This window comes from Aulosira sp. FACHB-615 (assembly GCF_014698045.1).
In the GTDB taxonomy this organism is placed as follows: domain Bacteria; phylum Cyanobacteriota; class Cyanobacteriia; order Cyanobacteriales; family Nostocaceae; genus Nostoc_B.
The window spans coordinates 1-26,056 of record NZ_JACJSE010000011.1; the positions used below are offsets into that span (position 1 = coordinate 1).

At 40.4% G+C, this 26,056-nt stretch carries 29 protein-coding genes and 1 pseudogene; 11 read left to right on the top strand and 19 right to left on the bottom strand.

The genetic code is table 11. The features are described 5' to 3' along the window. Positions 1-323 precede the first annotated feature (323 nt). Positions 324-788: a hypothetical protein gene (locus H6G77_RS18550; RefSeq protein WP_190872372.1), complete on the bottom strand. Its 465-nt coding sequence runs from the start codon at positions 786-788 to the stop codon at positions 324-326. 527 nt (positions 789-1,315) lie between these two features. Here H6G77_RS18550 and H6G77_RS18555 point away from each other — a divergent pair. The 4 genes from H6G77_RS18555 to H6G77_RS18575 all read left to right on the top strand — a co-directional run bounded on the left by H6G77_RS18555 (position 1,316) and on the right by H6G77_RS18575 (position 6,731). Continuing rightward, positions 1,316-2,866, top strand: coding sequence for an efflux RND transporter periplasmic adaptor subunit (locus H6G77_RS18555; protein ID WP_190872373.1), 1,551 nt, complete (start codon positions 1,316-1,318; stop codon positions 2,864-2,866). A 221-nt stretch (positions 2,867-3,087) separates the two neighbouring features. Further along, complete coding sequence (locus H6G77_RS18565) at positions 3,088-4,377, top strand: ABC transporter permease (RefSeq protein ID WP_190872375.1); 1,290 nt, start codon at positions 3,088-3,090, stop codon at positions 4,375-4,377. Positions 4,378-4,517: 140 nt separating this feature from the next. Beyond that, on the top strand, positions 4,518-5,189 hold the full coding sequence (locus H6G77_RS18570; RefSeq protein ID WP_277880580.1) for an ABC transporter ATP-binding protein: 672 nt from the start codon (positions 4,518-4,520) through the stop codon (positions 5,187-5,189). Between the two features lie 141 nt (positions 5,190-5,330). Next, entirely contained in the window at positions 5,331-6,731 is a 1,401-nt protein-coding gene (locus H6G77_RS18575) for a TolC family protein (protein ID WP_190872376.1), read from the top strand. A 185-nt stretch (positions 6,732-6,916) separates the two neighbouring features. Here H6G77_RS18575 and psb34 read toward each other — a convergent pair whose 3' ends face one another. The 7 genes from psb34 to petC all read right to left on the bottom strand — a co-directional run bounded on the left by psb34 (position 6,917) and on the right by petC (position 10,978). Continuing rightward, positions 6,917-7,345: a photosystem II assembly protein Psb34 gene (psb34, locus tag H6G77_RS18580; protein ID WP_190872377.1), complete on the bottom strand. Its 429-nt coding sequence runs from the start codon at positions 7,343-7,345 to the stop codon at positions 6,917-6,919. Positions 7,346-7,597: 252 nt separating this feature from the next. Then, positions 7,598-8,557 carry an orange carotenoid-binding protein gene (locus H6G77_RS18585; RefSeq protein ID WP_190593168.1) on the bottom strand — a complete coding sequence of 320 codons (960 nt, stop codon included), beginning with the start codon at positions 8,555-8,557 and terminating at the stop codon, positions 7,598-7,600. 138 nt (positions 8,558-8,695) lie between these two features. After that, the gene (locus H6G77_RS18590) at positions 8,696-8,983 is read right to left on the bottom strand and encodes a pentapeptide repeat-containing protein (RefSeq protein ID WP_190593167.1); all 288 of its coding nucleotides are present in this window, start codon (positions 8,981-8,983) and stop codon (positions 8,696-8,698) included. 66 nt (positions 8,984-9,049) lie between these two features. Then, positions 9,050-9,514, bottom strand: a complete 465-nt coding sequence (locus tag H6G77_RS18595; protein WP_242048562.1) for a rhodanese-like domain-containing protein — start codon at positions 9,512-9,514, stop codon at positions 9,050-9,052. 195 nt (positions 9,515-9,709) lie between these two features. Further along, positions 9,710-10,090, bottom strand: a complete 381-nt coding sequence (locus tag H6G77_RS18600) for a hypothetical protein (protein ID WP_242049246.1) — start codon at positions 10,088-10,090, stop codon at positions 9,710-9,712. A 150-nt stretch (positions 10,091-10,240) separates the two neighbouring features. Next, positions 10,241-10,429 carry a hypothetical protein gene (locus H6G77_RS35765; protein WP_242049247.1) on the bottom strand — a complete coding sequence of 63 codons (189 nt, stop codon included), beginning with the start codon at positions 10,427-10,429 and terminating at the stop codon, positions 10,241-10,243. Between the two features lie 12 nt (positions 10,430-10,441). Continuing rightward, complete coding sequence (gene petC, locus H6G77_RS18610) at positions 10,442-10,978, bottom strand: cytochrome b6-f complex iron-sulfur subunit (protein WP_190872378.1); 537 nt, start codon at positions 10,976-10,978, stop codon at positions 10,442-10,444. A gap of 99 nt (positions 10,979-11,077) precedes the next feature. On the opposite strand from petC, the gene H6G77_RS18615 reads away from it, so the two are divergent. The 4 genes from H6G77_RS18615 to H6G77_RS18630 all read left to right on the top strand — a co-directional run bounded on the left by H6G77_RS18615 (position 11,078) and on the right by H6G77_RS18630 (position 13,729). Further along, positions 11,078-11,770 (top strand): MBL fold metallo-hydrolase, encoded by a 693-nt coding sequence (locus H6G77_RS18615; RefSeq protein WP_190872379.1) that lies wholly within the window; start codon positions 11,078-11,080, stop codon positions 11,768-11,770. Between the two features lie 166 nt (positions 11,771-11,936). Continuing rightward, on the top strand, positions 11,937-12,482 hold the full coding sequence (locus tag H6G77_RS18620) for a rhodanese-like domain-containing protein (RefSeq protein WP_190872380.1): 546 nt from the start codon (positions 11,937-11,939) through the stop codon (positions 12,480-12,482). Then, positions 12,479-13,351: a sulfite exporter TauE/SafE family protein gene (locus H6G77_RS18625; RefSeq protein WP_190671392.1), complete on the top strand. Its 873-nt coding sequence runs from the start codon at positions 12,479-12,481 to the stop codon at positions 13,349-13,351. The genes H6G77_RS18620 and H6G77_RS18625 overlap by 4 nt, the downstream gene beginning before the upstream one ends. A 33-nt stretch (positions 13,352-13,384) precedes the next feature. Next, a complete protein-coding gene (locus H6G77_RS18630; RefSeq protein ID WP_062293739.1) occupies positions 13,385-13,729 on the top strand; it encodes a helix-turn-helix transcriptional regulator in 345 nt (114 codons plus the stop codon). Between the two features lie 24 nt (positions 13,730-13,753). On the opposite strand, the gene H6G77_RS18635 is transcribed toward H6G77_RS18630, so the two are convergent. Then, the gene (locus H6G77_RS18635) at positions 13,754-14,785 is read right to left on the bottom strand and encodes an Mrp/NBP35 family ATP-binding protein (RefSeq protein WP_190872381.1); all 1,032 of its coding nucleotides are present in this window, start codon (positions 14,783-14,785) and stop codon (positions 13,754-13,756) included. Between the two features lie 21 nt (positions 14,786-14,806). Next, positions 14,807-14,962, bottom strand: coding sequence for a hypothetical protein (locus tag H6G77_RS18640; protein WP_190872382.1), 156 nt, complete (start codon positions 14,960-14,962; stop codon positions 14,807-14,809). 27 nt (positions 14,963-14,989) lie between these two features. Here H6G77_RS18640 and H6G77_RS18645 point away from each other — a divergent pair, with 27 nt between their 5' ends. Beyond that, complete coding sequence (locus tag H6G77_RS18645; RefSeq protein ID WP_190872383.1) at positions 14,990-15,427, top strand: NUDIX domain-containing protein; 438 nt, start codon at positions 14,990-14,992, stop codon at positions 15,425-15,427. A gap of 10 nt (positions 15,428-15,437) precedes the next feature. Here H6G77_RS18645 and H6G77_RS18650 read toward each other — a convergent pair. The 8 genes and pseudogenes from H6G77_RS18650 to H6G77_RS18685 all read right to left on the bottom strand — a co-directional run. Further along, positions 15,438-15,560, bottom strand: a pseudogene (locus H6G77_RS18650) (DUF4058 family protein); the annotation flags it as partial. A gap of 22 nt (positions 15,561-15,582) precedes the next feature. Next, positions 15,583-16,554, bottom strand: a complete 972-nt coding sequence (locus H6G77_RS18655) for a HEAT repeat domain-containing protein (protein ID WP_190872384.1) — start codon at positions 16,552-16,554, stop codon at positions 15,583-15,585. 77 nt (positions 16,555-16,631) lie between these two features. Beyond that, complete coding sequence (locus tag H6G77_RS18660; RefSeq protein ID WP_053455107.1) at positions 16,632-16,859, bottom strand: ferredoxin family protein; 228 nt, start codon at positions 16,857-16,859, stop codon at positions 16,632-16,634. A 31-nt stretch (positions 16,860-16,890) separates the two neighbouring features. Continuing rightward, the gene (locus H6G77_RS18665) at positions 16,891-17,352 is read right to left on the bottom strand and encodes a GNAT family N-acetyltransferase (RefSeq protein WP_190872385.1); all 462 of its coding nucleotides are present in this window, start codon (positions 17,350-17,352) and stop codon (positions 16,891-16,893) included. A gap of 12 nt (positions 17,353-17,364) precedes the next feature. Continuing rightward, positions 17,365-18,150 carry a class I SAM-dependent methyltransferase gene (locus tag H6G77_RS18670; RefSeq protein ID WP_190872386.1) on the bottom strand — a complete coding sequence of 262 codons (786 nt, stop codon included), beginning with the start codon at positions 18,148-18,150 and terminating at the stop codon, positions 17,365-17,367. 148 nt (positions 18,151-18,298) lie between these two features. Next, the gene (locus H6G77_RS18675; protein ID WP_190671402.1) at positions 18,299-18,823 is read right to left on the bottom strand and encodes a GNAT family N-acetyltransferase; all 525 of its coding nucleotides are present in this window, start codon (positions 18,821-18,823) and stop codon (positions 18,299-18,301) included. Between the two features lie 67 nt (positions 18,824-18,890). Continuing rightward, positions 18,891-20,600, bottom strand: a complete 1,710-nt coding sequence (locus H6G77_RS18680) for a fumarate reductase/succinate dehydrogenase flavoprotein subunit (RefSeq protein ID WP_190872387.1) — start codon at positions 20,598-20,600, stop codon at positions 18,891-18,893. A 180-nt stretch (positions 20,601-20,780) separates the two neighbouring features. Beyond that, on the bottom strand, positions 20,781-21,821 hold the full coding sequence (locus H6G77_RS18685; protein WP_242049248.1) for a sulfonate ABC transporter substrate-binding protein: 1,041 nt from the start codon (positions 21,819-21,821) through the stop codon (positions 20,781-20,783). A 390-nt stretch (positions 21,822-22,211) separates the two neighbouring features. On the opposite strand from H6G77_RS18685, the gene H6G77_RS18690 reads away from it, so the two are divergent. Together H6G77_RS18690 and H6G77_RS18695 are read left to right on the top strand one after the other, a co-directional pair. Continuing rightward, positions 22,212-24,389: a GUN4 domain-containing protein gene (locus tag H6G77_RS18690; protein ID WP_190872388.1), complete on the top strand. Its 2,178-nt coding sequence runs from the start codon at positions 22,212-22,214 to the stop codon at positions 24,387-24,389. A gap of 326 nt (positions 24,390-24,715) precedes the next feature. Beyond that, a complete protein-coding gene (locus H6G77_RS18695) occupies positions 24,716-24,865 on the top strand; it encodes a hypothetical protein (protein WP_190872389.1) in 150 nt (49 codons plus the stop codon). Positions 24,866-25,007: 142 nt separating this feature from the next. On the opposite strand, the gene H6G77_RS18700 is transcribed toward H6G77_RS18695, so the two are convergent. After that, on the bottom strand, positions 25,008-26,021 hold the full coding sequence (locus tag H6G77_RS18700) for a DUF6745 domain-containing protein (RefSeq protein WP_190872390.1): 1,014 nt from the start codon (positions 26,019-26,021) through the stop codon (positions 25,008-25,010). Positions 26,022-26,056: the final 35 nt, after the last annotated feature.

Below are 26,056 nucleotides of genomic sequence, written 5' to 3' on the forward strand. Positions count from 1 at the left end.
TGAAATGCCTGAGCCTATTTTATTAAGTCAGATTTTTGCCAAGCTTACTTCTTTAGGACGTATTCATCCCGTTTCTACAGGTGTTGAACCCTCGTAAATTGGCTACGGTATTGTAATTAAAGTTAGGTTTTGTGTTCAGTCAAAAACCCAAAGGTTTGATGAGGAAAGCAGTCTCAATCAAATAAATTTCATCGCCAAGCATGAAAAAGCATATAAACACCCTCAGACTGATAGTCTGCCATTTAGTCTAAATTCCAGTAATTATATGCTTTTTCATTTGCATTGTTGTAAATTCCAACTTACGAATCAATTAGATTCTACAGCTATTTTTGCTTAATCCCAAATAGTTCTAAACCCTTGCGAGACTCTGTTAAAAAACGCTTTTCTATGGCGCGATATTGAGGTGATGATACATTTTCAATGGTATTATCTAGATGCCAAGCTGCAACTAACTTTTGATTACGGAAACCATATCTGTGGAAATCTTCAGCACTGACGTGAATTAATTTTCCATTTTTATATTTTAATACAGCAACATCTAGAGCGTCATTTTCACTGCCACCAGAGACTTCAACACTTTGGATATATAAAGATATTGGCTTACCCTTAACTTGGCAAAGATTATATATAAGAATACCTTTTTTCCTTTTTTGGAGAGGGCAGTTTTTTGGCTCCACATCGCCTTGGAAGTGTTTCTCAGTGACGAAGGATTTATTGGTTGCGAAAGATGGCAAACTTGTAGATAGTAGCAAAGATGAAATTGTCAAAAATTTCAGTAAGTTATTCATATTTTAATGTCTAAATTTTATCCTAATTACAGAAGTATTATAGCTAAATATGCTATAGCTTTATTCAGCAATTATACTGAATAATTGATTTATTCGCTCCTAGATATTCCTGGTTTTTCTAGATTTTTGAATAATATCAATCCAGAAAATATTTGCAGTAGATAGGCAATTAAAAATAAAATTATAGCTATAGCAATCCTAAATGATTTATAAACATCTTTCTCCCTTGTCTACCCTGTCATCCGGGTCTCTCTTGTTTCTGTTGTTCACATATCAAATAGAAATGCTATACCAATTTGGTATGACAATTTAATGACTTTAGTCATAGAGCAATCAGAAATTATTAGTGACTTTAGTCATAGAAGAAAACAGTCCGTTTTAGCTGATAATAAATTGCAAACTTAAAATTTTTTGCTTATATAGTCACTATAGCGATGGTATAAGATTAAGCCATTTAAAATCCGAGCATTTAGGTGCTGGAACTTAGATAACTAGCTTGGTAGCCATTTTGGACAACGGACACAGTTATGAAACTTGATACATCAAACCCTGTAGATTCATCAGCTCTACCCTTAGAACAGAAACAGCGAAAAAAGTATAATTGGTTACTTTGGCTGCTATTGCTCGGTCTGTTGGGTGGAATTGGCTATGGAGTTTATTATCGAGTGGCGGTAGTGCCGCGCCAAGAAGCTAGGCAAAAAATATTGACCCAATCGGTAGAAAGACGAAATTTAGCGATCGCAGTTTCGGCTAATGGTACAGTCAAACCAGAACGCTCTATTAATGTTAGTCCCAAAAATTCGGGTGTACTCAAAACCCTGCTAGTTAAAGAAGGAGATTCGGTCAAAAAAGGACAAATTCTCGCTTATATGGATGATTCCAACCTGCGGGGTAGTTTGGTGCAAGCCCAAGGACAGTTAGCCCAAGCCGAAGCAAATCTCCAAAAAGCCCAAGCCGGGAATCGTCCTCAAGATATCGCCCAAGCCCAAGCCCAACTCGACGAAGCCGAAGCAAATCTGCAAAAAGTCGAAGCCGGGAACCGTCCCCAAGATATCGCCCAAGCCCAAGCAAGGCTAAGAAGCGCCCAAGCCAACTTAGTCCAAGCCGAAGATGATTTAAAGCGTAATCAACAACTATACAACTCCGGGGCTATTTCTCTGCAAACAGTTATTCAAAAACGGTCAACCCGTGATAGCGCCCAAGCCCAAGTTAATGAAGCACAACAAGCATTAGCACTGCAACAAGCTGGTTCACGTTCAGAAGATATTCAACAAGCTAGGGCGACTGTAAAACAGCGAGAAGAAGCTTTAGCATTACTCAAAGCCGGAAACCGCCCAGAAGATATTGAAGTCGCCCGCGCTCAAGTTATTTCCGCCCGTGGTTCACTGCAAAACATCCAAGCCCAAATCAACGACACCATCATCCGCGCCCCCTTTGATGGTGTAGTCACACAAAAATTCTCTGATCCTGGTGCTTTTGTGACTCCCACCACTTCCGGGAGTGCTGTTTCTTCCGCTACTTCTTCATCGATTTTGGCTTTAGCTTCCGTGAATGAAGTTGTTGCTAATTTATCAGAATCGAATATTGCCAAAATTCGCCTTGGTCAACCAGTGACAATTAAAGCTGATGCTTACCCAGGAAAGTTTTTTGAAGGAAAAGTCAGTCAAATTGCGGCTCAAGCCACCGTCGAGCAGAACGTGACTAGTTTTCAGGTGAAAGCATCTCTTTCTGACCCAGAAAACCTACTCCGGTCGGGGATGAATGTCGATACAGAATTTCAAGTTGGTGAGCTAGAAAATGCTTTAGTCGTCCCCACAGCCTCAGTTGTGCGCCGAGAAAGAGCCACAGGCGTGTATGTTTTAGGCGCAAATGAGCAACCTATATTCACCCGCATTGAAACTGGCGTGACTGTGAATAATTTTACAGAGGTGAAGTCTGGATTAACAGGTGATGAAAAAGTCTTGCTGAGTTTCCCCCCTGGTTCAAGACCCCAGTCAACGCCAAGGGGAGGTGTATTTCCTGGTGTTGGTGGTGGTGGAGGTCGTTCTTCTGGTGGCGGTGGGCGTTCTGGTCAGTAATGTTGGGAGACAAGGGGGATGAGGGGACGAAGGGGACAAGGGGGACAAGGGGGACAAGGGGGACAAGGGGGACAAGGGGGACAAGGGGGACAAGGGGGACAAGGGGGACAAGGGAGATAAGGGAGATAAGGGAGAGATATATGTGAATGGTTGGTGAGCGAAGTCGAACCACTGCCTCCTGCCTTTTCCAAACTACAAATATTTACGCCATTCTATTTAATATGCTTCAGAGTTTATCTAAAATTCCCAAAATTCAAAAAAGACCTAGTAAGTCTACAGTGCCGTTGACTGAAATCATATCAATGGCTGTAGAAACGCTATGGAATAATAAATTACGCACAGGACTGACGATGCTAGGGGTGGTTATTGGTATTGCGTCTGTAATTGCGATTACTTCTGTGGGTCAAGGGGTGCAGAAAAGTGTTGAAAACCAAATCCAAGCACTAGGAACAAATGTATTGCAAGTTTTAGCGGGTGCAGCCAGGAGTGGAAATATCCGTCAAGGCGTTGGTTCTACCAGTACTTTAACTTGGGAAGATGCTAAAGCGATCGCTCAACAAGCCCCATCAGTCGATTTAGTTTCGGCATATCTGCAAAGAAATGCTCAAGTAGTATACGGTGGCGAAAATACTTCCACTACAATCTACGGTACAGATTTAAATTATCCCGATGCACGCAATACTCATCCCCAAGAAGGGCGATTTTTTACCCAAGAAGAACTCGATTCTAATAAGCAAGTGGCGGTGATTGGCCCGACAGTCAAAAGGACATTATTTGGCAATAGTACTCAAGTCATTGGTGAGCAAATTCGCATTCAAGGAGAGACTTATGAAATAATTGGCATCATGGAACCGAAAGGCGCTCAAGGGCCGATGGATAGAGATGACCAAATTTTTATTCCCTTAACTAGTATGTCGGGGAGACTAGTAGGAAATAATGCTTTAACTGGTGTTTCGGTGAGTGGAATTTTAATCAAATCTAGTAATCAAGATAAGTTAGAAGCAGCGCAATTTCAAGTGACTAATATTTTGCGCTTGCGGCATGAAATTTATCCACCGCAAGCTGATGATTTTCGGATTACGAATCAAGCTGATATTGTGAGTACATTTACTAATGTTGTTGGTTTATTTACAATTATGGTGGTAGCGATCGCCGGAATTTCTCTCGTGGTCGGTGGTATCGGAATTGCCAATATTATGCTAGTTTCCGTAGTAGAAAGAACCAGAGAAATTGGCATTCGTAAAGCCGTCGGGGCAACTAATTCAGCGATTCTCAATCAATTTTTAGCCGAGGCGATCGTGATTTCGATTGTCGGTGGCGGTATTGGTATGGGCAGTGGTATTTTAATTGCCTTTGGTGCATCAAGTATTTTTAAATTTCCTTTTGTAATTTCTGTGGCATCAGTAGTTGTTGGTTTTGGACTTTCGTTATCTGTTGGCCTAGTTGCTGGTGTGATTCCGGCTCGTAATGCGGCGAAATTAGACCCGATTACAGCTTTAAGAAGCGACTAATTTGAGAAATAAAAGCTTTTCTCTTGTCTCCCTTGTCCTCCTTGTCTCCCTTGTCTCTTCTATTCATATATTAAATAAAAATACTCCCTAACTAATATTTTTACTCAGCACTCAGCACTCACTACTCAGCACTAAAAATTATGACCACAATGATTTGGATGGAATCTATTACAAAAACATACAAACTCGGAGAAATGAGCGTTCCGATTCTCAAAGGTATTCACTTATCAATTGAAGAGGGTGAATATGTCGCAATTATGGGTGCGTCAGGTTCAGGTAAATCTACACTCATGAACATTTTGGGCTGTTTAGATAGACCTACTAATGGAAATTATATTTTTGAAGGCAGAAACTTAACTACTTTTGATGATGATGAATTAGCTTATATCCGCAATCAAAGGATAGGTTTTGTGTTCCAACAATTTAATTTATTAGCAAGAGCAACAGCACTAGAAAATGTGATGTTACCGATGGTTTATGCTAACTTACCCAAACACAAACGCCGCGAAAGAGCCTTGTCAGCTTTAACAAAAGTAGGACTAGCTGAACGCATTCTCAACCGTCCCAGTCAACTGTCTGGAGGACAACAACAACGAGTTGCGATCGCGCGTGCTTTAGTTAATCGACCAGCATTAGTTTTAGCAGATGAACCAACAGGTGCATTAGATACAGAAACTTCTTATGAAGTGATGAATTTGCTCACAGAATTAAATGAGCAAGGTATCACTATTGTGATTGTTACCCATGAACCAGATATTGCAGCGCAAACAAAAAGAACCATCCGCGTCCAAGATGGTTTAATTGTTGGTTGATTTGGGTGATTACAAAATAATTAACCGCAGATAAACGTGGATGCACGCGGATATCATTCTCTCAGGTGATAGTCAGACAAAATTACGTAATTTAAACTTTATTAACCACTCCTATTCCCTACTCCCCACTCCCTACTCCCTATGCTATCTTCAGTGCATTCTACTTGGTTTGTTGTAGCGATCGCTCTGTTAATTTCTGCTGTACCAAAGAGTGTTGATGCTCAAACTTCACCGCAAACAACACCACAAATTCCCGCAGAAAACTTAAATCCTAGTGCCAATCCTTTACAATTTCCGACTAAACCAGAAGAGGTACAGATTCAAAAAACTGTACCTTTGAGTTTGACACAGGCTTTAGAATTAGCCAGACGCAATAATCGTAATTTACAAGTCACAATTTTAGAGTTAGAACGCAGTCGTGCAGCACTGAGAGAATCTCAAGCGAGCTTGTTTCCTAGTCTTGATATCAACGGGAATGTAACTAACAGTGGTAATGGTTTTAGTAGCAACTCTTCTCAACCAAGTACCTCTTTTAACGGTACAGCACAACTGAATTATGACCTCTACACATCCGGTAATCGTCAAGCGGTTATCAAAGAGGCCGAAGAACAGTTACGCATCGATGAGTTAGATGTGGAAAACCAATCTAGAGAAATTGAACTGAATGTCAAAACTCAATACTATAATTTGCAGCAAGCTGATGAACAAGTCAGAATTAATCAATCTGCGGTAGCAAATGCTCAAGCCAGTTTACAAGATGCTCAAGCCAGAGAAAGAGCAGGTGTAGGGACAAGATTTGATGTCCTACAAGCTCAAGTAAACTTGGCTAACGCCCAACAAGACTTGACTAATTCCCTATCAGATCAACAAATTGCCCGTCGTCAACTTGGGACATTGCTCAGTTTACCCCAGTCAGTAGATATCACAGCCGCAGATGCAGTGGCATTAGTAGGACTTTGGCAACCAACCTTAGAACAAAGTATAGTTGAAGCTTTTCAAAATCGACCCGAATTGCGCCAACAAATAGCCCAAAGAAATATCTCCGAACAACAACGACGACAAGCAATAGCACAAGTCAGACCGCAAGTAAGTTTAGTCACAAGTTATAACTTACTCGATCGCTTTAACGATACTGCCAGCGTCACTGATGGTTATTCTATTGGTTTGCAAGCCAGTATGAATTTATTTGATGGCGGCGCAGCTAAAGCTAGGGCAGCGCAGGCTAAAACTAATATAGCGATCGCAGAAACTCAATTTGCCAATCAGCGCGACCAAATTCGCTTTAATGTTGAACAATACTACACTCAACTACGCTCTAATTTAGATAATGTGCAGACTTCGGCTGTGGGTTTAGAACAAGCTAGAGAAGCATTGAATATTGCCCGAATTAGATATCAAGCTGGTGTTGGTACGCAAACAGAAGTTATTGAGGCAGAAAATGACTTAACCAGAGCCGAAGGTAATCGAGTCACCGCAATTTTAAATTACAACCGAGCTTTGGCCAATCTCCAACGCGCCGTTAGTGCTAGAGCCTCGCGCTAGGTATGTCAGTAGTTTAGCTAGATATCGATCTTCCATCTGAGCCTAAATATCTAGTACAGATCGGCGTAAATAAACCGACGGCGCTCAGTGACCATAAGGAATTGCTAAAAGGGTTGTAGGATCACTATTCTTTCTTTTTCCTTTTGACCTTTTACTTTTGCCTTGTTGTACTAGATATTGTTACCCTAGCTGACAGCAAATGCAGTCATCAGTGTCAGAGCAACAAACATAACAGCTACTATCCCCTGGATGATGTAGCGTTGTTGTTGTTCTGGAGAGGGATACTCTGCCAAGGACATCACAGGTTGAATAGCGTAGGTATTTATCATTCCCTCATCATCTACTGTGTAGCCATTTGCAAGCGGCACATTCAGCAATTGATTGCCTTCTCTGTTTATATGCGCTTGAACTTCAGCCGGGATTAACTCGCTGCCATCACTACGAAGATTGGCAATTGCTTTCTTCGGTTTTTTTCCCGCTTTTAACTCCCCAGCTTGATTGAAGTGCATTTCCAATGGTTCACAGATGTACACCTCAGATTCAATAAAGAAGCTGTTAGCAGTTATACAATTCTCTGGGTTGAGGGTCTTCCCTTCTTTATCGGTGTAGAGCATGGGCTTTACCTCATTTTTAAGTTCTATATAAATATTATAACAAATTATTTACATAAATACAACATTTATGATATTATTTCTAGGTTTTTATTGGGTTAATAGACTTTTGTCAAAGTTCTGTCTATAAATCTGCAATTCATATTGCACCCAAGAATAAAAACAAAGAAACCCTGCTATTTCAGGGGTTCAGAGGATTATGCAGATGGGATATTCAGGAACTTGTCAGATGTGCCAAATTGCCCCAAGCTTGTTCTATCGGATCAAGCCCAGTTCCATAAGTTCTTGAGGAGATGCCAGCACATCAATTGCCACAAAGAAAATCTTGCCTTGCGGGTTGAGCAAAAACCGCCATGCTAGATTTATGCCAATACTGTCACTAAACCAAGGCGTTTGGACTTTACCCATCACCTTAGTCTGGGTGAATTCTCCTGCTGCTGATTCCGTTACCCCTCGCTCTGGTATGAGCTTGAGTCCATAGCATTCTTCACGCATATAAGCGAGGATGTTCTTTTGACCCACAATCGGTTCCTGGAAAGGAGGTTGCAAGGCACCATCTTCAGTAAATAAAGCCACAGCCCCTTGAAAGTCAAAGGCGTTCATATTCTCCATGTAGCTGAGAACGGTTAAGTTATCGATGCCCTCAATGCTGACTTTAGCTCTGGGTGCGATGTCTTGAGGTGGAACCACAGGTTGTTTGACGTTTTGCTCGCTAACCTTTGAGTTATACCCCATATTAACGACAATATTTTGTAATACGGTGAGTTGCTGACCGCCTTCAAGTTGACGGATGGCTTCGAGAACATCTGAGGCCTGTGGAGAAAGTTTATAACCTTCTGGAATCGGGGCAACGATTCCTAGTTTCATCCACTCGCCTAACTCATACCAGAAGCCTAACTTGATGTTTGTGCCGAAAGATGAATAGGTACGGCAGATAGGAGTATCAGTATGGTTCACTAGATCGCACATCATTTGTGTTTGCTTATCCGCAGACATCTGCTTAATTTGCGTCAGAGTTTTTTCTGCAAAGACCATATTAGCTGCTCCCATAGCAGCAGGAGTGATTGTAACTCCCATCTCGGTATAAGCAAACCAAAGCAAAGCTAACTGATCCTCAGCACTGAGTTGATTGCATGATTCAACCGTAGCCGGCACCACATTAGCAACTGGAGTGTCGGGAAAAATAGAGCGTGCAGACTCGATAGTAAAGGACATCTTTCAAAATCTCCAGAACGAAATTAGGTTAATTGATTGATCGTGTTTTACATTTCTGTAAGTATTGCCATATCTAGAAATAAGCGATGTCTTTATCTACAAAGCATCGCTCACCAATAGCAGATTTATTGTCAGGTGTTAGCTAGAGAAATAATTAGCAGACTCTAAGAGATCATTGTGTTGTCTTCCATCAGGCATTTTTGCTCCCCGCAGATTTGCCCTACTGAAATTTGCTCCTTTGAGTCCAGCCCAGTTTAAATTAGCATTGCTTAAATCAGCGCCGCTCAAATCTGCATTACTTAAATGTGCGCCACTCAAGTCTATTCCACTCAAATTTGCGTTAGTTAGGCTGATGCCTCTCCAGTCTGCCTCTCTAAAATTTCTTTCTCCGTTGGCATATCGTCTTAAAACTTCATTGGCATCCATATTGGTTGCCTCACAACGTATAGCGTTATCGCTGTTTATACATCTACTATAACTCATAATGTGCTATTAAAACATCACAAGTTCACTTTGGGCGATCGCTTCTTTTGCGTTTTTCCAGCCGACAAAGCTAGGTGGAAATCCCCGCACATTCTCATAGCCTAATAGGTGTAGTGTCATTACCCCCATTGCCGAGCGATAACCAGAGGAGCAGTACAATACCACAGGGCGATCGCGGGGAATTTGATTCAGATTTTGCGACAGAGTTCGCAGGGGAATATTAATTGCGTTAGGTATATGTCCAGATTGATACTCAGAAGTTTCTCGCACATCTATTAACATAGGTTGAGACTTCTTCAACAGGCTTTTTAACTCTTCGACAGAGGCGATCGTGTAATAGCCTGCGGGAATCGAAGTGAGAAAGCGATCAACTCCTGATTCTAGATTGGGGGGTTGAGAGATTGATTCAGCCTGTGTGAGATTTGCTGCTAGAGTTGGGCTAAATCCAACTCCAACCCAGAGGTAAAAACACATAGCAAATCCCAGGAATATGGTCTGAATTGATTTCTTAAATATCATATAGTTTTGCCATTTTTAGGGAGTAAATCAATTAAAGCTTCTGGTTTAACACGAGGCGATTTCTGTGTTTCATATAAGCAAAGTAACTAGCAATAATCATTAGAAATGCTGGAGCCGCAAGCCATAACCAGAAACCAGGAAGTAACTTGGTTAATAGAAGATGACTATAGGGATTACTACCATTTGGTAAGGCCAGCCAATATGCTGATATTGTTCCTGTAAAGCCGACAATAATGGCAATAAAAGCAGAAAATATGGAGAATTTGTATTTTTTTGTACAAACGATTTACAGGAAAACCAATAAAGCGGATTGGCTAAACAGCCAATAGCTGGAATTTGAAGAAAGAACAATCCAAGTATTCCCCAAATTGTAACTTCAGCCCCCTTCATAACAGAAATAAAACTTGTCTGCTTTGTCTGGTTGTCAACTATATCAAAAGCAAGTGCTGGCAAGCTAAGTCCTATTATGTAGAGCAACAAAGATATTCCCAATAGAACTAAGCGTTTATTAAATAAAAGTGGTTTTTTCATGGATGTATTTTAATTGCGATCGCGTCTTTACTATTAAGGCAAGATTCCTAACACCAGGATTGTTCTCCTGGAGGATTGTGTAGTAACTCCCGAATATTGGCTTCGATCACCCGATAGCCCACATTGCCGTTGAGTCTCTGCCGTCCTTCATTAAAAATTAGGGTGGGGCTGACTGTAACTGTCTGTTCTTTCACGAGCAACACCAAATACGGGGACAAAGTGGTGTGCGATCGCAATCTTGTCTTCAAAGGTGGTTTTTAACTCATCCAGACGAACCTGAGCAATATAAGCCCAAACGCAGAGAACATCGGAAAAGTAAAAAATCCGAATCGGTTCCATTTCACTTCATCCTTAGACCCACCAGGGCTGATTTCCAGTGCGAGGATCAGTTTCCGTCCAAGGCGAGATTAAAATACTGTTATCGATCACTGCAACCTGGACAATCTTAAGTGGTAGAGGAGCCGGGCCATGCACTACTGTACCATCTGGGGCATAGCGAGAACCATGACAGGGACATTGAAACTGCTGATCCAAGGGATTCCAGGGGAAGGTACAACCGAGGTGGGTGCAGTTATCGACAAGCCCAATATGATCTAGGGTGTGATCTTCTTTGACAATCAGATAGGTGGGTTCTCCTGCCAAACCGGCAACTAAGGCACGGGTTCCCGGTGCGTCAGCCAGAATTTGCGATGCTGGGATTTGTGTCCCTAGAATATCTTTGGCCAAAATAGCACCTCCAACCCCCGTTTTTTCTGCTGGAGCAATCAAGAATTTGCCAGCAGGATAGAGCGCAGCACCCGCAGTGACCGCGACGGTTGCTCCGGTAAGAAAGTTGAGGATTTGCCGTCTTGATAGGGATGGATTTTCGAGTGGAATACTAGTATCCATGTTCGTTAATTAGATATTCTGTCAAAGTAGTAGACATTTTTATTATACTACCATATAGTTATATTATTAAAACAATAAGTTTTCGTTGAGATAAGCAATATGTTATTCCGACAACTATTTGACGTAGAAACTAGTACATATACTTATTTAATTGCAGATTTAGTCACGAAAACAGGGATTTTGGTTGATCCGGTATTAGAACAAGTGGAGCGCGATCGCCAATTACTGCAAGAATTAGGAATAACGCTGAAATATTGTTTAGAAACCCACATCCACGCCGATCATATTACTGGCACAGCAAAACTGCGGGAAATAACAGGTTGTTTGGGAATTGTGCCAGAAAATGCCCAAGCTGGATGTGCCGATAGATTTATGAAAGATGGCGAAGTTATAGAATTAGGCAGCGTCAAAGTAGAAGCGATCGCCACCCTCGGCCATACTGATAGCCATAATGCCTATTTAGTGAACGGTACTCACCTACTCACCGGAGATTCATTATTTATTCGTGGTTGTGGAAGAACAGACTTTCAGAGTGGCAATGCTGGAATGATGTACGATGCTGTCACCCAAAAATTATTCACATTGCCCGACGAAACCTTAGTCTATCCTGGTCATGACTATCGTGGTCATACAGTTTCCACCATTGGCGAAGAAAAACAATTAAACCCTCGGTTTGCAGGACGTAACCGCGAAGAATTTATCCAGTTAATGGCAAACCTAAATTTACCCAACCCGAAAAAAATCATGGAAGCCGTACCCGCCAACCAACGCTGCGGTAACGTGGCGGCGTAATTAAGAAGGGGAGTAGGGAGTAGGGGGAAGAAATTTTTGTAACCTACTTGTCAATCCCATTTATAGAATCTCTGCGTGCTTTTCTTTGCGCCTACCCTGCGGGAACGCCAAGGACGAATGCGCGAAACACTCTGCGTTTAAAAATATTCCTCAAAGGTAAACAGTCATGACCACTTCTCATATACGCAAATTACAAACCATTGACGCTCAGACTCTTCAACAGTTACTCAAACAACAAACTGTCACCCTGATAGATGTGCGTGAACCATCTGAATATGCTGGAGAACATATTCCCAATACAACACTAATGTCCTTATCCAAATTTGATCCGCGCAAAGTGCCGCAAACCCAAGACACCCAAGTAGTTCTTTACTGTCGTTCTGGGAATCGTTCAACAATGGCGGCGCAAAAACTATTTGATGCTGGATTTACAGAAGTTACCCATCTTAACGGCGGGATGACAGCTTGGAAAGCCGCAGGTTATCCCACCAAAATTAACCCAAATGCCCCAATTAGTTTAATACGGCAAGTACAAATTGTTGCAGGCTCTTTGGTGGTTACAGGCACATTGCTGGGCGCTTTTGTTTCTCCTTGGTTTTTGATTCTCAGTGGCTTTGTCGGAAGCGGATTGATGTTCGCGGGAATTACAGATACCTGTGCATTAGGAATGCTACTAGCAAAACTGCCTTATAACCAACGGAGTAGTGCATGACCTGGATAATTGGACATATACTAGCTGCTTGTATTGGGTTGAGTTTAGGTTTGATTGGTGGCGGTGGTTCTGTATTGGCGTTGCCAGTTTTAGTTTATGTTATGGGTATACCCACAAAATCTGCGATCGCTATGACTTTGGCGATCGTCGGGACTGTGAGTTTGTTGGGTATAATTCCTCACTGGCGAGCTAAAAACATTCAGTTAAAAACAGCATTAATTTTTGGTTCCGCCACTATGTTGGGAACATTTATCGGGGCAAAAATAGCCTTGCTACCCTTTGTCACCGAAACTTTCCAAATGCTGCTGTTTGCCATCATGATGTTATTGGCAGCAGTATTCATGATTCGCCGTAGTTCTCAAAAAGTAGCCCCAGATGATCAGTTAGCTTTGTACCCTCCACCAGTCTGTCAATATTGCTGGTTATGGTTAATGACTGAAGGATTAGGGGTGGGAATACTCACTGGCTTGATTGGTGTTGGTGGTGGATTTGCAATTGTTCCAGCTTTAGTACTTTTGGGAAAAGTACCGATGAAAAAAGCAATTGGCACATCACTCTTAATTATTGTGTTTAATTCAATTGCTGGTTTTTTGAGCTATTGGGGACATATTTCTTTTAATTGGCAGTTGATGTTATCTTTTATTGTGGCTGCTAGTGGTGGAACAATTTTCGGTGCATATTTGGCAGAATTTGTTCCTGCTCATAGACTGCAAAAAAGCTTTGGCTATTTTTTACTAGCAGTTGCAGCTTTAGTACTATTTCAAAATCGCCATTCTTTTCAATCCAGCAAAGTATCAGAATACACCCCTAACATTCGTGATCGACTTTATGTTTCTGCGAACAAGAATCATGATACCAATACTATATAGTAATATAGTAGATAGATATATTTAGCCATGAGTATGTTAGAAAATTCACCTGCTGCCCTGGGGCCAATTGCAGATTATTTTAAAGTACTTTCAGAAACTAGCAGGCTCCAAGTTTTATGTAGTTTAAAATCGGGTAGCAAAAACGTCTCAGAAATTATCGAAGCTACCGGACTGGGACAAGCCAATGTGTCGAAACACTTAAAAATTTTGGCACAAGCAGGTATTGTTCATCGTCAACCACAAGGAGTCAGTATTTACTATGAGATTGTTGACCCTTTAATTTTTGAGATTTGCGAACTGGTGTGCGATCGCCTCTCAATTCGTTTAGAACAACAAACGGCGCAGTTAAAACAACTAGAAGCTTTACGCAGCCGTTGAAATTATATTACTTTTGCGCCCTCTTTATGAGGGTTTTTTTGTGGTTGTCTTGAAAGTGGTGTGAAGTGCGATCGCAATTTTTCTAAAAACCTCACTCGCTGGGGAAGCTTGTTCACTCCTGGCTATGGGATTTCCGCTATCACCACCGCTACAAATACGCGAATCAATGGGGATTTGTCCCAGTAAAGGCGTTTGTAATTCGGCTGCGAGTTGTTCACCGCCACCACTACCAAAAATATAAGTGCGTGAACCACAATCTCCACAGATTAAATAACTCATATTTTCTACGATACCCAGCACAGGAACACCGACTTGGCGGAACATATATATATTACGTCGAACATCTGCAACAGCTACTTGCTGCGGAGTCGTCACTAAAATCACCCCACAAATTGGACTTTCTTGAATAATCGTAATTTGAGCATCACCTGTACCTGGTGGTAAATCTATTAATAAATAATCTAATTCGCCCCATTCCACATCATTAATAAATTGGGTAATAATTTTGTGCAGTACAGGCCCCCGCCAAGCCAAAGGACGATTTTTTTCTGCCAATAAACCCACCGACATTAATTTAATTCCTTGCACTTCTAAAGGTAAAAACTTCTCACCTGTAGGAGTCTGAATTACTTCCACATCAGCTTGTCCTAAACCCAACATTTGCGGCACATTCGGCCCATAAACATCCGCATCCAATAGCCCAACTTTTGCCCCTTGTAAACTTAAAGCGGCGGCTATATTTACAGCAGTTGTTGATTTACCAACACCACCCTTACCACTAGAAACTCCCAGAGTGATTTTCACCCCAGGAATTGTACAAATTTGAATATAAGTCTTTTTACACCAAGTTAAAGCTGATAATTTAACTTCAACTTCTGTTTTTAATTCCTGCTGATGAGAACCAATATATAAACGCAAGTAAACGTAGTCACTAACTATGCGGAGATTTCGCACCATTCCCAAACTTACAATGTCGTTTTTTAAAATTGGTTCGATTACCTGCTTGAGCAGTCCAACTACTTCTTGTTGATAAGAAGAAAATTCTGATTGTACCATTATCATCAATTCTCTGAGAGTTTATCTATCAAGTAATTTCAGTAAATCATTCAAGCTATTGATTTGTTTTATAATCGAAAAATATGCCTCTGAATTTTTGGAACGACGGTTCAGCCAAACTCCTATTAAACCAGCATTATTGGCGGCGATCGCATCTAATTCAAGGTTATCCCCCACGTAAACAGATTGATCAATATAAATCTCATGAAAAATAATCCATTTAAGCTGATACCCGCCTCTTATTTAATTTTGATTAAGGATGAAAAAATATTACTCATTAGACGTTTTAATACAGGATATGAAGATGGAAACTATAGTGTTGTTGCAGGTTTAGTAGATGGAAATGAAACTTTTGTACAGGCTGTAGTCAGAGAAGCAAAAGAAGAAGTAGGAATAGATTTAAATATAAAAGATTTGGAAGTAATTCATATTATTCATCGTAAGGATTCAGGACAAGAATGGATTGATGCTTTTATCTTGGCAAATACATGGAAATATGAACCTGAAAATATGGAGCCTCAAAAATGCGATGATTTGGGTTGGTTTGAAGTTGAATCTCTTCCTAAAAATATAGTTCAATATGTGAAACAAGCAATTGAAAATATAAAAAAAGGAATCTTTTATAGCGAGTATGGTTGGTAATTTACACTCAGTACTTAGGCACGATTTGAGGAGTCAAATCATCAGCTATAGCGACAATCAAACGATTATGAACTTGATGCCAAAGTTCAGGCTGTTCCAAATACGGGTTCATTCCAGGAAATGGATTTGCCATTGCATTTTCCCCTAATTATTGACTACTCCCCTGATACTATTTTATCTGTTTGTATCTTGTTAATCGCCCGTTGCGCTTGAATAGCAACTTCCCTGTCAGGGTCATCTAAAGCTTGTTGCAAAGGGATAATAAAATCAGAATGAGCGAAATTACCCAGAGCAATTACAGCTTCTTTGCGAACATCTGCATATTCATCTGTTAAAGCTTGAATTAATTGCGGTATTACTTGAATATCTGGAATTTTTTGTAAGGCTTGTGCTGTTGCTTTCCTGACTTGCCAATGTTCATCACTTAAAGCAGTCTCTAAGGCAAAAATTGCTTGATGATTTGCGTGAATAGCTAGAGATTTAGCCGCATTACGCCGCACTTGCCAATCATGATCATTAATCAGTGCTTGACTGAGTTTAGTAATTACTTCTGTATCTTGTAAATGTCCCAGAGTTAAAGCCGCCGCCCGCCGCACAACTGCTGATTCATCAAAGATTAAATCTAAAGCTTCTGGGCATTTTTCTAGTTGATTAAGATAACGCAATGTAGTTATTGCCGTTTCTCTTAATTCGGGATTATTTGATTCTAAAAATGTTAATATATAGGGTAAAGATTGAATATCATGAATTTTACGCAGCAGCACTAAAATATTCGGTTGTGTATTGATATCACCAATTTGTAGTTTATCTAGTAAAAGTAATAAATCATCTTGACTAACTAACTCATTTAATGCTGATGCAGCTTCATTGCGAATATCTTCATCTTGCGAACTCAAGCATTCAATTAAAGCCGGAATCGCCACAGGATTAGCAATTTCCCAAAGAGCAGATATAGCTATTTTCTGGACAGCAATATTGTCATCTTTAAGGGCGATAATTAAAGCATCAATGCTCTCTTCTTCGCCAAGATGTTGCAAAGTTTTAACAGCTACCAAGCGGTCATTAACATCAGGCGATCGCAACATTTCTAACCATTGATTTAATTCAGAATTAGCACTTATAGACATATTGAATACTCCCTCTAAACTCTTACTCTCCACGCCTCCGCGCCTCTGCGTGAAATTCACATGACTCTAAGACATAATTACCGCAACAAAAAAGGAATCTGCACCGTAATAGCATTAGTAGGACATTCCTTTTCACAAGGTAGACAAAACCAACACTCATCATATTTCATATATGCTTTCCCCGTCTCTGGATTCTTAGCCAACACATCTAAAGGACAAACCTCAATACAAGCAGTACATTTTTCTAAACATTTTGATTCATCAACAATGACAGGTACATCTACTCTTTGATTAATTAAAGCCATAACATCATTCTCCAACTTTGTAATTTAGACATTAAACTAATTGCTTATAAAAAGCTAATGACTGTTTGATATTGGTATAACCAATTTTTTCATAAAATAAATGTGCTTCTTTGCGGATAATATTAGAACGTAACATTACTCCATCACATTCTTTTAATACAGCCCATTGTTCGATATACTGCATTAAATAACGCCCAATTCCGTGATGACGATAATCTTTATCTACCACTAAACCTAAAAGAATTGCTTGCTTTGGCATAATGAGTAAATCACAAATATGAGCGTGCGCCCAACCAATTACATATTCATTTGCTAAAGTTGCGACATAAACAATATGTTCTGCATCATTTTTAATGTTATTCAGACGTTGCTCTACCTGTTGATTTGTCAAAGAATATCCTAGTTGTTCACCAAGGATAGTAATTCTTTCTGCATCTTTAATATTAGCTTGTTTAATTGTAACTTCTTTAACTAAAACAACTTTATTTACCATAATTATTACCCATTATGATTTATCAAGTGTTGTGTAAATAAAGCGATAGCCTATATCAATCTCTTGCAGATTATGAATTTCATCATATTTTTTTATCCATTCTCCGCTATTTAAATCGGCTGTAAGTAACTTTAATCCTTTTTCTACTAAGTCTTGATTAGCTAACGCAAAAGATGATATACCCGCACGTACTTCGGCTCTCAGATATAATTCTGGTCGTCTCCAAGCTGCGGCGGCGAATAAATCAGACAAGTCGTGTGGTAACAAAAATGGTATGGCTTCAACGCGCCTTTTAGTATTCTGCTGAAGTAAATTAATTTGTTCGTTTAACGGTAAAAATCGTAAAGCATCTTCCCATAAAAAGGGAAAATAATCATAAAGCCAAATTCTTTGCGCGAGTCTAATATCAAAAGTTAGTAAAACGATTGTTCCATCTCTAATAATTCTTTGCATTTCTTGGAAAGATTTTTCGAGATGCGAAAAGTGATGTATCGCTAAAATGCTGATAACGCCATCAACAGATTTATCTGGTAAAGCTAAATTTTCTGCATAGCCAGTAAACCACTCAACTTGAGGATGTACAACCGCTTGCTGTCGCATCACAATAGAAGGTTCGACAGCATAAACAAACAATCCTTGGTTAGCCAAGGCTACGCCATAACCACCAGTACCAGCACCAATATCAGCGATAACACTACCATTTGGTAAATTGAGTAGATTAATTATTGCATTGACGATGCGAATGTCAGGAACGCGAGTTTGGGAATATTGTTTACCAATGGAATTATAAATAGGCATTTTTTTGAAATATTCAATGGTTAAAAATTATTTAACTAGTTCTAGTAAATTTAAAAGTTGATTGATGATAAATTTAATAATGTATTGTCGAGGTCGAAAATTATCGCTTGATAACTCATTTTTATTTTATTATACTCAAATTAAATTTTCATAAATTAATCCAATAACGGGAAATAACTATATCTGAATTTTCCAAAAATTCTTCACTTGTTAATTGACCTTGATTTTTCTGAATTATACGGGCGGAAGCAATATTATCTTTATTACAGGTTAAAAGAACACGATTCAAACCCATGTTTCTAGCTTTTTCTAAAGTCTTAGTCAGTATTTGTGTACCATATCCTTTGCTTCTTTGAAGAGGACGAATCATATATCCAATATGTCCTCCTCGATATTCTAAATTAGGTATTAACCAATGACGTAATTGGCTTTCGCCTAGAATTACTTTATTCTGTTCCACTAACCAATACGTTGTTGCAGGTACAAAACCAGGTTTTAAATCAATACCTTTGGAATTATTTTCTAAGTATTGAATATAAGCTGAAAAATCTTCTTGAATTAACGTTAAATTATTCTGATCAAATAGGCGTGATTCACCATGTTTTTGATATTCTGCTACCATATCAATAAACTCTGAATACAAATCACAAGTCGGTTTAATTAATTCAAGCATTTTACTAATTGAATCTTTAATTACGTTACGCTTTCCTAGAACTATTTATTTATGCTTTTTTGGTGCCTCACTTTACAGTTACATTGTATAGTTCTTTGGTTGTGTCTACTTCTACAATGTAAGGATCTACAGGACGCTTGAACAATACCATTTGTCCTGATTCATCTTTCTTTAAATTGACATGACAGAACCATTCATCATCATTTTTTTCTGGATAATCTAAGCGGTAATGATATAGACCCCAACGAGTTTCTTGGCGATATAATGATGCTCTGGCTGCCATTTCTGCACAGTCTCGAATAAAATGCACTTCCAGAGAACGCATTAATTCATGGGGGTCACGCGCACCCATTAAATCTAAGGTTTGTTGATATTGAACAAACTGTTTTAAACCAATTTCGATTTTGTTGCCTGATTTGGGTGGTTGGAGGTAATCATTAACTAAGCGTCTGAGTTTATATTCGACTTGGGTATGGGGTATGCCATTGGGTCGAGTTAATGGGGCGTAAATTCTGGCTTTTTCTGTTTCTAAAAAATCGGTATCTGGTTCGATAAAATCTAAATCTTGGATATATTCAATGGCATGAGTTCCGGCTATGCGACCGAATACAAATGCGCCAATCATATAATTATGGGGAACGCTGGCCATGTCTCCGGCTGCATATAAACCGGGAACTGTAGTTTGAGCATTTTCATTTACCCACACACCAGAAGCACTATGACCGCTACATAAACCGATTTCGGAAATGTGCATCTCTACGCCGTGGGTGCGGTAATCTTCATTTCTACCTTGATGAAAGCGTTCTCTACTTGGTCTTTCATTTGCCCAAAGTATGGATTCAATTTCGGCAATTGTATCTTCATCAAGATGGGTCATTTTGAGTTGGACTGGCCCTTTTCCTGAGTTTAATTCTTTCCAGATTTCCAACATCATTTGACCACTCCAATAGTCGCAACTAATGAAGCGATTTCCTTCGGCGTTGGCTGTATGTGCGCCAAATGGCCCGGCGACATAGGCGCAGGCAGGGCCGTTGTAATCTTTAATTAGGGGATTGACTTGAAAGCATTCAATGTTACTGAGTTCTGCGCCTGCATGATAAGCCATTGAATAGCCATCACCAGCGTTGGTAGGATTTTCATACGTGCCGTAGAGATAGCCGGAAGCGGGTAAGCCGAGTCTGCCACAAGCACCTGTACAGAGGATGACGGCTTTGGCTTGAATGATTATATAGTCGCCGTTTCTGACATCAAATCCAACCGCGCCAATGGCACGTCCGTCTTTGACTAAGACACGGGTAGCCATGACACGGTTTGTCACTTTGACTTTGTGGCGTTTAACTTGGCGGGTGAGAATGGTTTTTAAGTCTTTACCTTCTGGCATGGGTAAAACATATTTACCCACACGATGCACTTGTTTTAAGTCATAGTTACCTTGGGCATCTTTTTGAAACTTTACGCCCCAACTTTCTAATTCTTGGATGACTTCATAACCTAATTTACCTGTTTGATATACAGCTTTTTGGTTGAGAATGCCATCGTTAGCGAGGGTGATTTCCCGGACGTATTGTTCTGGTGTGGAATGTCCGGGGATGACGGCGGTGTTGACTCCATCCATGCCCATTGCGATCGCACCACTCCGACGTATGTTAGCTTTTTCTAATATCAGCACCTCTGCATCAGGATTTGCCTGCTTGGCTTTAATACCTGCCATTGTGCCAGCCGTACCGCCACCAATGACGAGTACATCAGTTTTTATGCGTTGAGTATTGATATCCATAAGTAGGGAGTGGGGAATGGGGAGTGGAAATTACAATTACTACTACAGGTTGGCGTAAGTAAACAGACCACACTTCGACTACTTCGGCTGCGCTCAGTACAAGTACGCTCAGTGACCGGCTGTAATTGCTAAAAAGCTTGTGGTATCGTGATTTTTTCTTTTGCCTTTTGCCTTGTTGTACTAGCCTCTAGCCTTCCAAACAATTTCGCTAACATTGACAGATTTCGGTATCAGCTTGATTTTGTAAAAAGTATCGGCAATTTCCTGCTGTGCGCGAATTACTTCGTCGGTTAGCGGTAGTACGTCGTAGTCTCGGCGTTTTTCTGCCACTTCTAAAACTCCAGCATCAATACCCAATGCTGGCGCGAGAAATTTGGCGACTTCGGTAGGATTATTTTTTGCCCAGTCGCTTCTTTTTTTGACTTGTTCCAACACTGTTTTTAAAGCATCAGGGTTCTTGTCTACAAAAGATTTCGCCGCTAAATAATAACCGCGATTTGGTGCTAACCCAGTTGCATCAGTTAAGGTACGTGCGCCTGTAGCAGCTTGCGCCGCCGCTAAATACGGGTCCCAAATTGCCCAAGCATCAACATTATTACCCTCAAATGCCGCACGCGCATCAGGCGGTTGCAGAAAAGCAGGTTTGATATCGTTGTAATTTACTCCGCCTTTTTCTAAGGCTTTGACTAATAAGTAGTTAGTATTAGAACCTTTGGCAAACGCAACTCGTTTACCTTTTAAGTCTGTAAGGCTTTGAATAGGGGAATTTTTTGGCACAATAATTGCTTCGGCTTTGGGACTCCAAGGGTCGTAAGCAACATATACTAAGGGATTACCTGCTGCTTGGGCAAAGATTGGTGGTGATTCACCTGTGTAGCCAAAATCAATACTCCCAGCGTTCATTGCTTCTAACATTGGGGGGCCAGAAGGAAATTCTGACCATATTACGGAAGCACCACTCGCAGCAACAGCCTTTTCTAAATCTTGTTGAGCTTTCATCGCGCTGAGAATAGTTGCTGCTTTTTGATAGCCAATACGAATCACGACACCTTGATTGGTTGGACTGGAGTTGGCGGTTGGTGTTGCAGTGGAGTTACTCGCGTTGTTGGCAGAACACGCAGACATCACCAAAGCCAACGTCAACCCGCCAGCAAAGAATAAAGCAAATGTGTTAATTCTCAATAGTTCATAATTTTGCAGCACACTGCTGAACATCTTCATCAGTCTATTTGATAGATACTTGATTAACATAGGCATATTCAGGCTATAAGTGATCTAATAATACGTCAAGTCGAGCAACTAACCGTAGTTTGATAGCATACTCACACAAATAGCCGACAATTGCAAGCTAGTAGTTCACCAACCCAATATTGCTGTGTAGACCCTGCAAGGGAGCAGGGGAGCAGGGGGGAATGAAGGTACTCTCTCCCCTGCCCCTCTGCCCCTCTGCCAGCCACCACGCAAAGTTATCTTGGCAGACTACTAGTAGCATTTTGGATTTAAGATTTTAGATTTTGGACTAGTAAGGGTTGATTGGTAAGCTTTTGAGCGTTAAGATAGGTTTCTCTAGATACAATGCACTTAGCTTTATTGTTGAGGAACTTCTCATAGATGTGTCCAGTAAGTGTTCGGACTAGTAACTCTACGCGCAACCTAGAAACTGGTGTAGCAAAACTGTGGCTGTTGTTAGTGGGAGTTAATCAATATCAAGATGAGCGCATACCTTGTTTACGTTATTCTGCACAAGATTGCCAAGGTTTAAGTGCAGCGTTAAGTGCAGCAACGGCAGGATTTCCTCAAAAAGAATTGCGAGTTTATTGTGATCATAGTGAGAATTTACCTTTATTAGAAAATATCCGCAATAGTTTAAAAGAAATTGCGGCGGCGGCTCAAGCTATAGATACAGTACTAGTTTATTTTTCTGGTCACGGAATGTTAGAACCATCTGATAAACAGGTGGTTTTGTGTTTGCAAGACACTCAACAAGATAATTTAATTAACACTGGGTTGCAATTACAAGAATTATTGCAAATATTAGAAAATAGTGCTGCCCAACAACAGTTAGTTTGGTTAGATGCTTGTCATAGTGGTGATTTGACTTTTGTGGGGGCGAGGGGCGAAAAAAATCCTTTGCTAGATTCTACACAAGAATTAGTAGAAATTCTCCGCCAAAGAGCAGCTAAGAGAAAGGGATTTTATGCTTTATTATCTTGCGATCGCGGTCAACAATCTTGGGAATTTTCCCAATTAGGTCACGGAGTTTTCACTTACTATTTAATTCGCGGATTGCGGGGAGAAGCCGCAGATTTTCAGGGAATTATTGAAGCTGATGGTTTGTACCGCTATGTTTATCATCAAACACTGGCATATATAGATAAAGCTAATCAACAATTGCGAGTCATTAATCAACTCAAAAAAGGTAGAGGCGAAAATCAAATTCATTCGGAATATACTTTACAAACACCGAAACGAATTGTCGAAGGTGTGGGTGAGGTAATTTTAGGACTAAAACCAAATCAAAAAGGTGCCACACGTCATCCCCGCCAAGGTTTAATTATTGATGGATTTTCTCAGATTAAAAGTGCTTCCGCTTTCATCAAAACACTCAGCAATTCTGGTAATTTTGAAATTAATTATTGGAACGGGCGTGGCAATAGTATAAATTCAGATGTCCGCAAAGCCATTCAAAAGTGCTTACTTGCCGAATCTTTCTCGGAATCTCCCAAAGAATATCAAGTCCAAGAAACTGCTACAATATTTTTATATTTACGTGGACAAGTTCAAGAAACATCCACAGGTGAAGCAGTATTAGTATTAGCTGATGGTACCGTAATTCATCGAGCTTGGTTACGCAAGCAGTTACGCCTGTGTAAGTCACAACAAATTATTATTTTAGATTGTCCGTTCCCAGATAGTAATATCCGCGATTGGGTAGAGGAATTACAACTAGGCACAGATGCCGGACAATGTTTAATAGCTAGTACAGCACCAGATAATGCGAGTGAAACTTTTGCTAAGACTTTATTAGATATCTTCAATCAAGATAAGCAATCTTCTGGACTCACAGCCGCTAGTTTAATTACCCAATTACAAATCAATTTAGCATCCAGTGAAGTTAAATTATATTTTTGGTTATCTGGTTCCCAAGGAATTATAGAAGTTTTCCCAGAGAAGCATTCATTTGTCCCTGACAGTTCTACTCAACCAATAGAAGATGATGATTTAAGTTCATCTTTAGGCATAGATTACTCGCAATTGCGAGATTTATTACAAGCTGGTAGATGGTTAGAAGCCGATGCAGAAACCACAAATCTGATATTAAAAATGGCGCAAAGAGAACAACAACGCCACCTTGATTTGCAGAGCTTAGAAAACCTACCTTGTATTGATTTACTGACTATCGATCGCCTCTGGGTAAAATACAGTCACGGACACTTCGGTTTCAGTGTCCAGCAACGCATTTACCAAAGCATTGCGAGTTCTGCATCAGACCCGGTGTTATCTTTAATGCTGGGTAGTGCCAAAGTTGCAGCGTCGGAAACTTGCATTGATTTTGCTAACCGAGTTGGCTGGCGGTTAAAAGATGCTTGGCTGAGTTATGACAACCTCACTTGGACAGAAGATGCACCAATGGGACATTTGCCGTTTTTTGGCTTTTTTGAGTCGGTTTGGCGCGTCAAAGTCTTAGGCGTTTGGGAATGGCATAGTGCGATCGCTACTGCTAATTGGTGGCAATTATGCGTTAATCTGTTCTCACGCCTAGAAGTTTGTCAAACACGCTTCAGTTAAGGTGATGAGACTTGATTTCTCAATTTCTGCTCTACCATATTAGACAATGAGCAAGATTTGGGGGATTCTCCCCCAATCCCCCGATTGGGGGACGGTTGCGTCCCCCAAACCCCCTCCAAAATCATTCTTTCGTTTTTTGTTGAGTAATTAACCCTGTTCTGTCACTCTGAAAAAATAAAAATCTGAGCTAAGTTTTCAACTTTGTATATAACAAGGGTTTGAGCGTTTATTTTCTAATATAACCCTGTTCTGTCACTCTCCGAAAAGCTTTATCATTTCTGAATTCTAGAGTTCTGATACCATTTCACTTTAAAAATGATACGGATATGCAAGTAGCGCCTCGACTTCGCTCGGCGACCAGAAGCAGAGTTGCAGAGGAAGCGATTTCTATCAGTAATTTCGTGAAATGGTATGATACAGTGGGCGATCGCCCAGTTTTTTCTGAATTAAAATTCCACAAGATGACTAAATGTTAACGACAAATACCTGAATCTATTGATGTAGCGTATGTTTAAAACTTTTTATTAATAGGAGAAACCGGAAAGTGACAGAAGAGGGATATAGTCCTGCTACCCGACCACGATGATCCCAAATTTGGCGATCGCACCAGCATAAATATCAGCTTTGAACAGCAAACTCAGTTGGATCGATCCCCCAATTTACCCAGCAAATTGCTTCACGGGCAGAACTGATATCTGGTGGAACCCGCAATACATGAATAAAGCCAGTACTGGGACAAGTCATTTTCAGCAAATGTATAGGTTCAATGTCAACCTCAGACTCAATTTGCAGCAAGGTGTATTCTTGCCAGTTGTCGCCTTCCTTCGCTTGCAACTCTTGACAAATCCGTTCATAGCCAATGCCTTGAATCAAAACCCGCCGTAGTTCTGCATTTCGTTGTTCTAGTAACCACTCAGCACGCCAATTTGTTGGGTGGAGTCTACCATACTTCTCTGGCAAAGGAATTCCCCGATAGGCATAGACACCATAACCGTCAGGAAACTCGATTGCCGGAATTCCTTCGCCATGAATTTCCCCTGCACTATTGCGGCGAATCAGAGGACGCAAAATTGCGATCGCCACTCCTTCATAAGGAAACATCCAACCTACCTGTTGCATATAGTTGCAAAACAGATTGTATTTGTCTTGTGCCAGTGGGACTCCTAGCTGATGTGCTGCTGTAAACATTGCTGCCCAGCAAATACCCCATTCTGGTAATAAACAATCTCCTAAAAAATCTCCTAAAACCTCAGTTAATCTATCCAATATAATGCGTTGAAAAGAGCCTTCCCATAGTTCAGAGAGGGGATTTCTGATGCGGTGGGTTAATTCAGTTTGTAATGTGCCTAAACTACGAGAGAGCGATCGCCACAAATCTTCGCGTAACACTTCCCATAACTCCGCTAACATACAGTCAGATTGCATACTTTGTTGTTCAATCTGCTGTCTTGCGGCTGCTGGACTATCAAAAAACTGGACTTCTGGTTTCGCCAATCCGGCATATTTATACAATGTCTGAATTGCAATTGTAGCTTGCTCTAAATCCAGGTGTGTGCTGCAAACATTACGCCACTGAGATTGAGTTTGAGAGATAATGAGTTCTGTTTCTGACGATGGCAAATTCTCAGCCATACTATCTCCTAAAAGCAGGCAATAAAAAATTATTG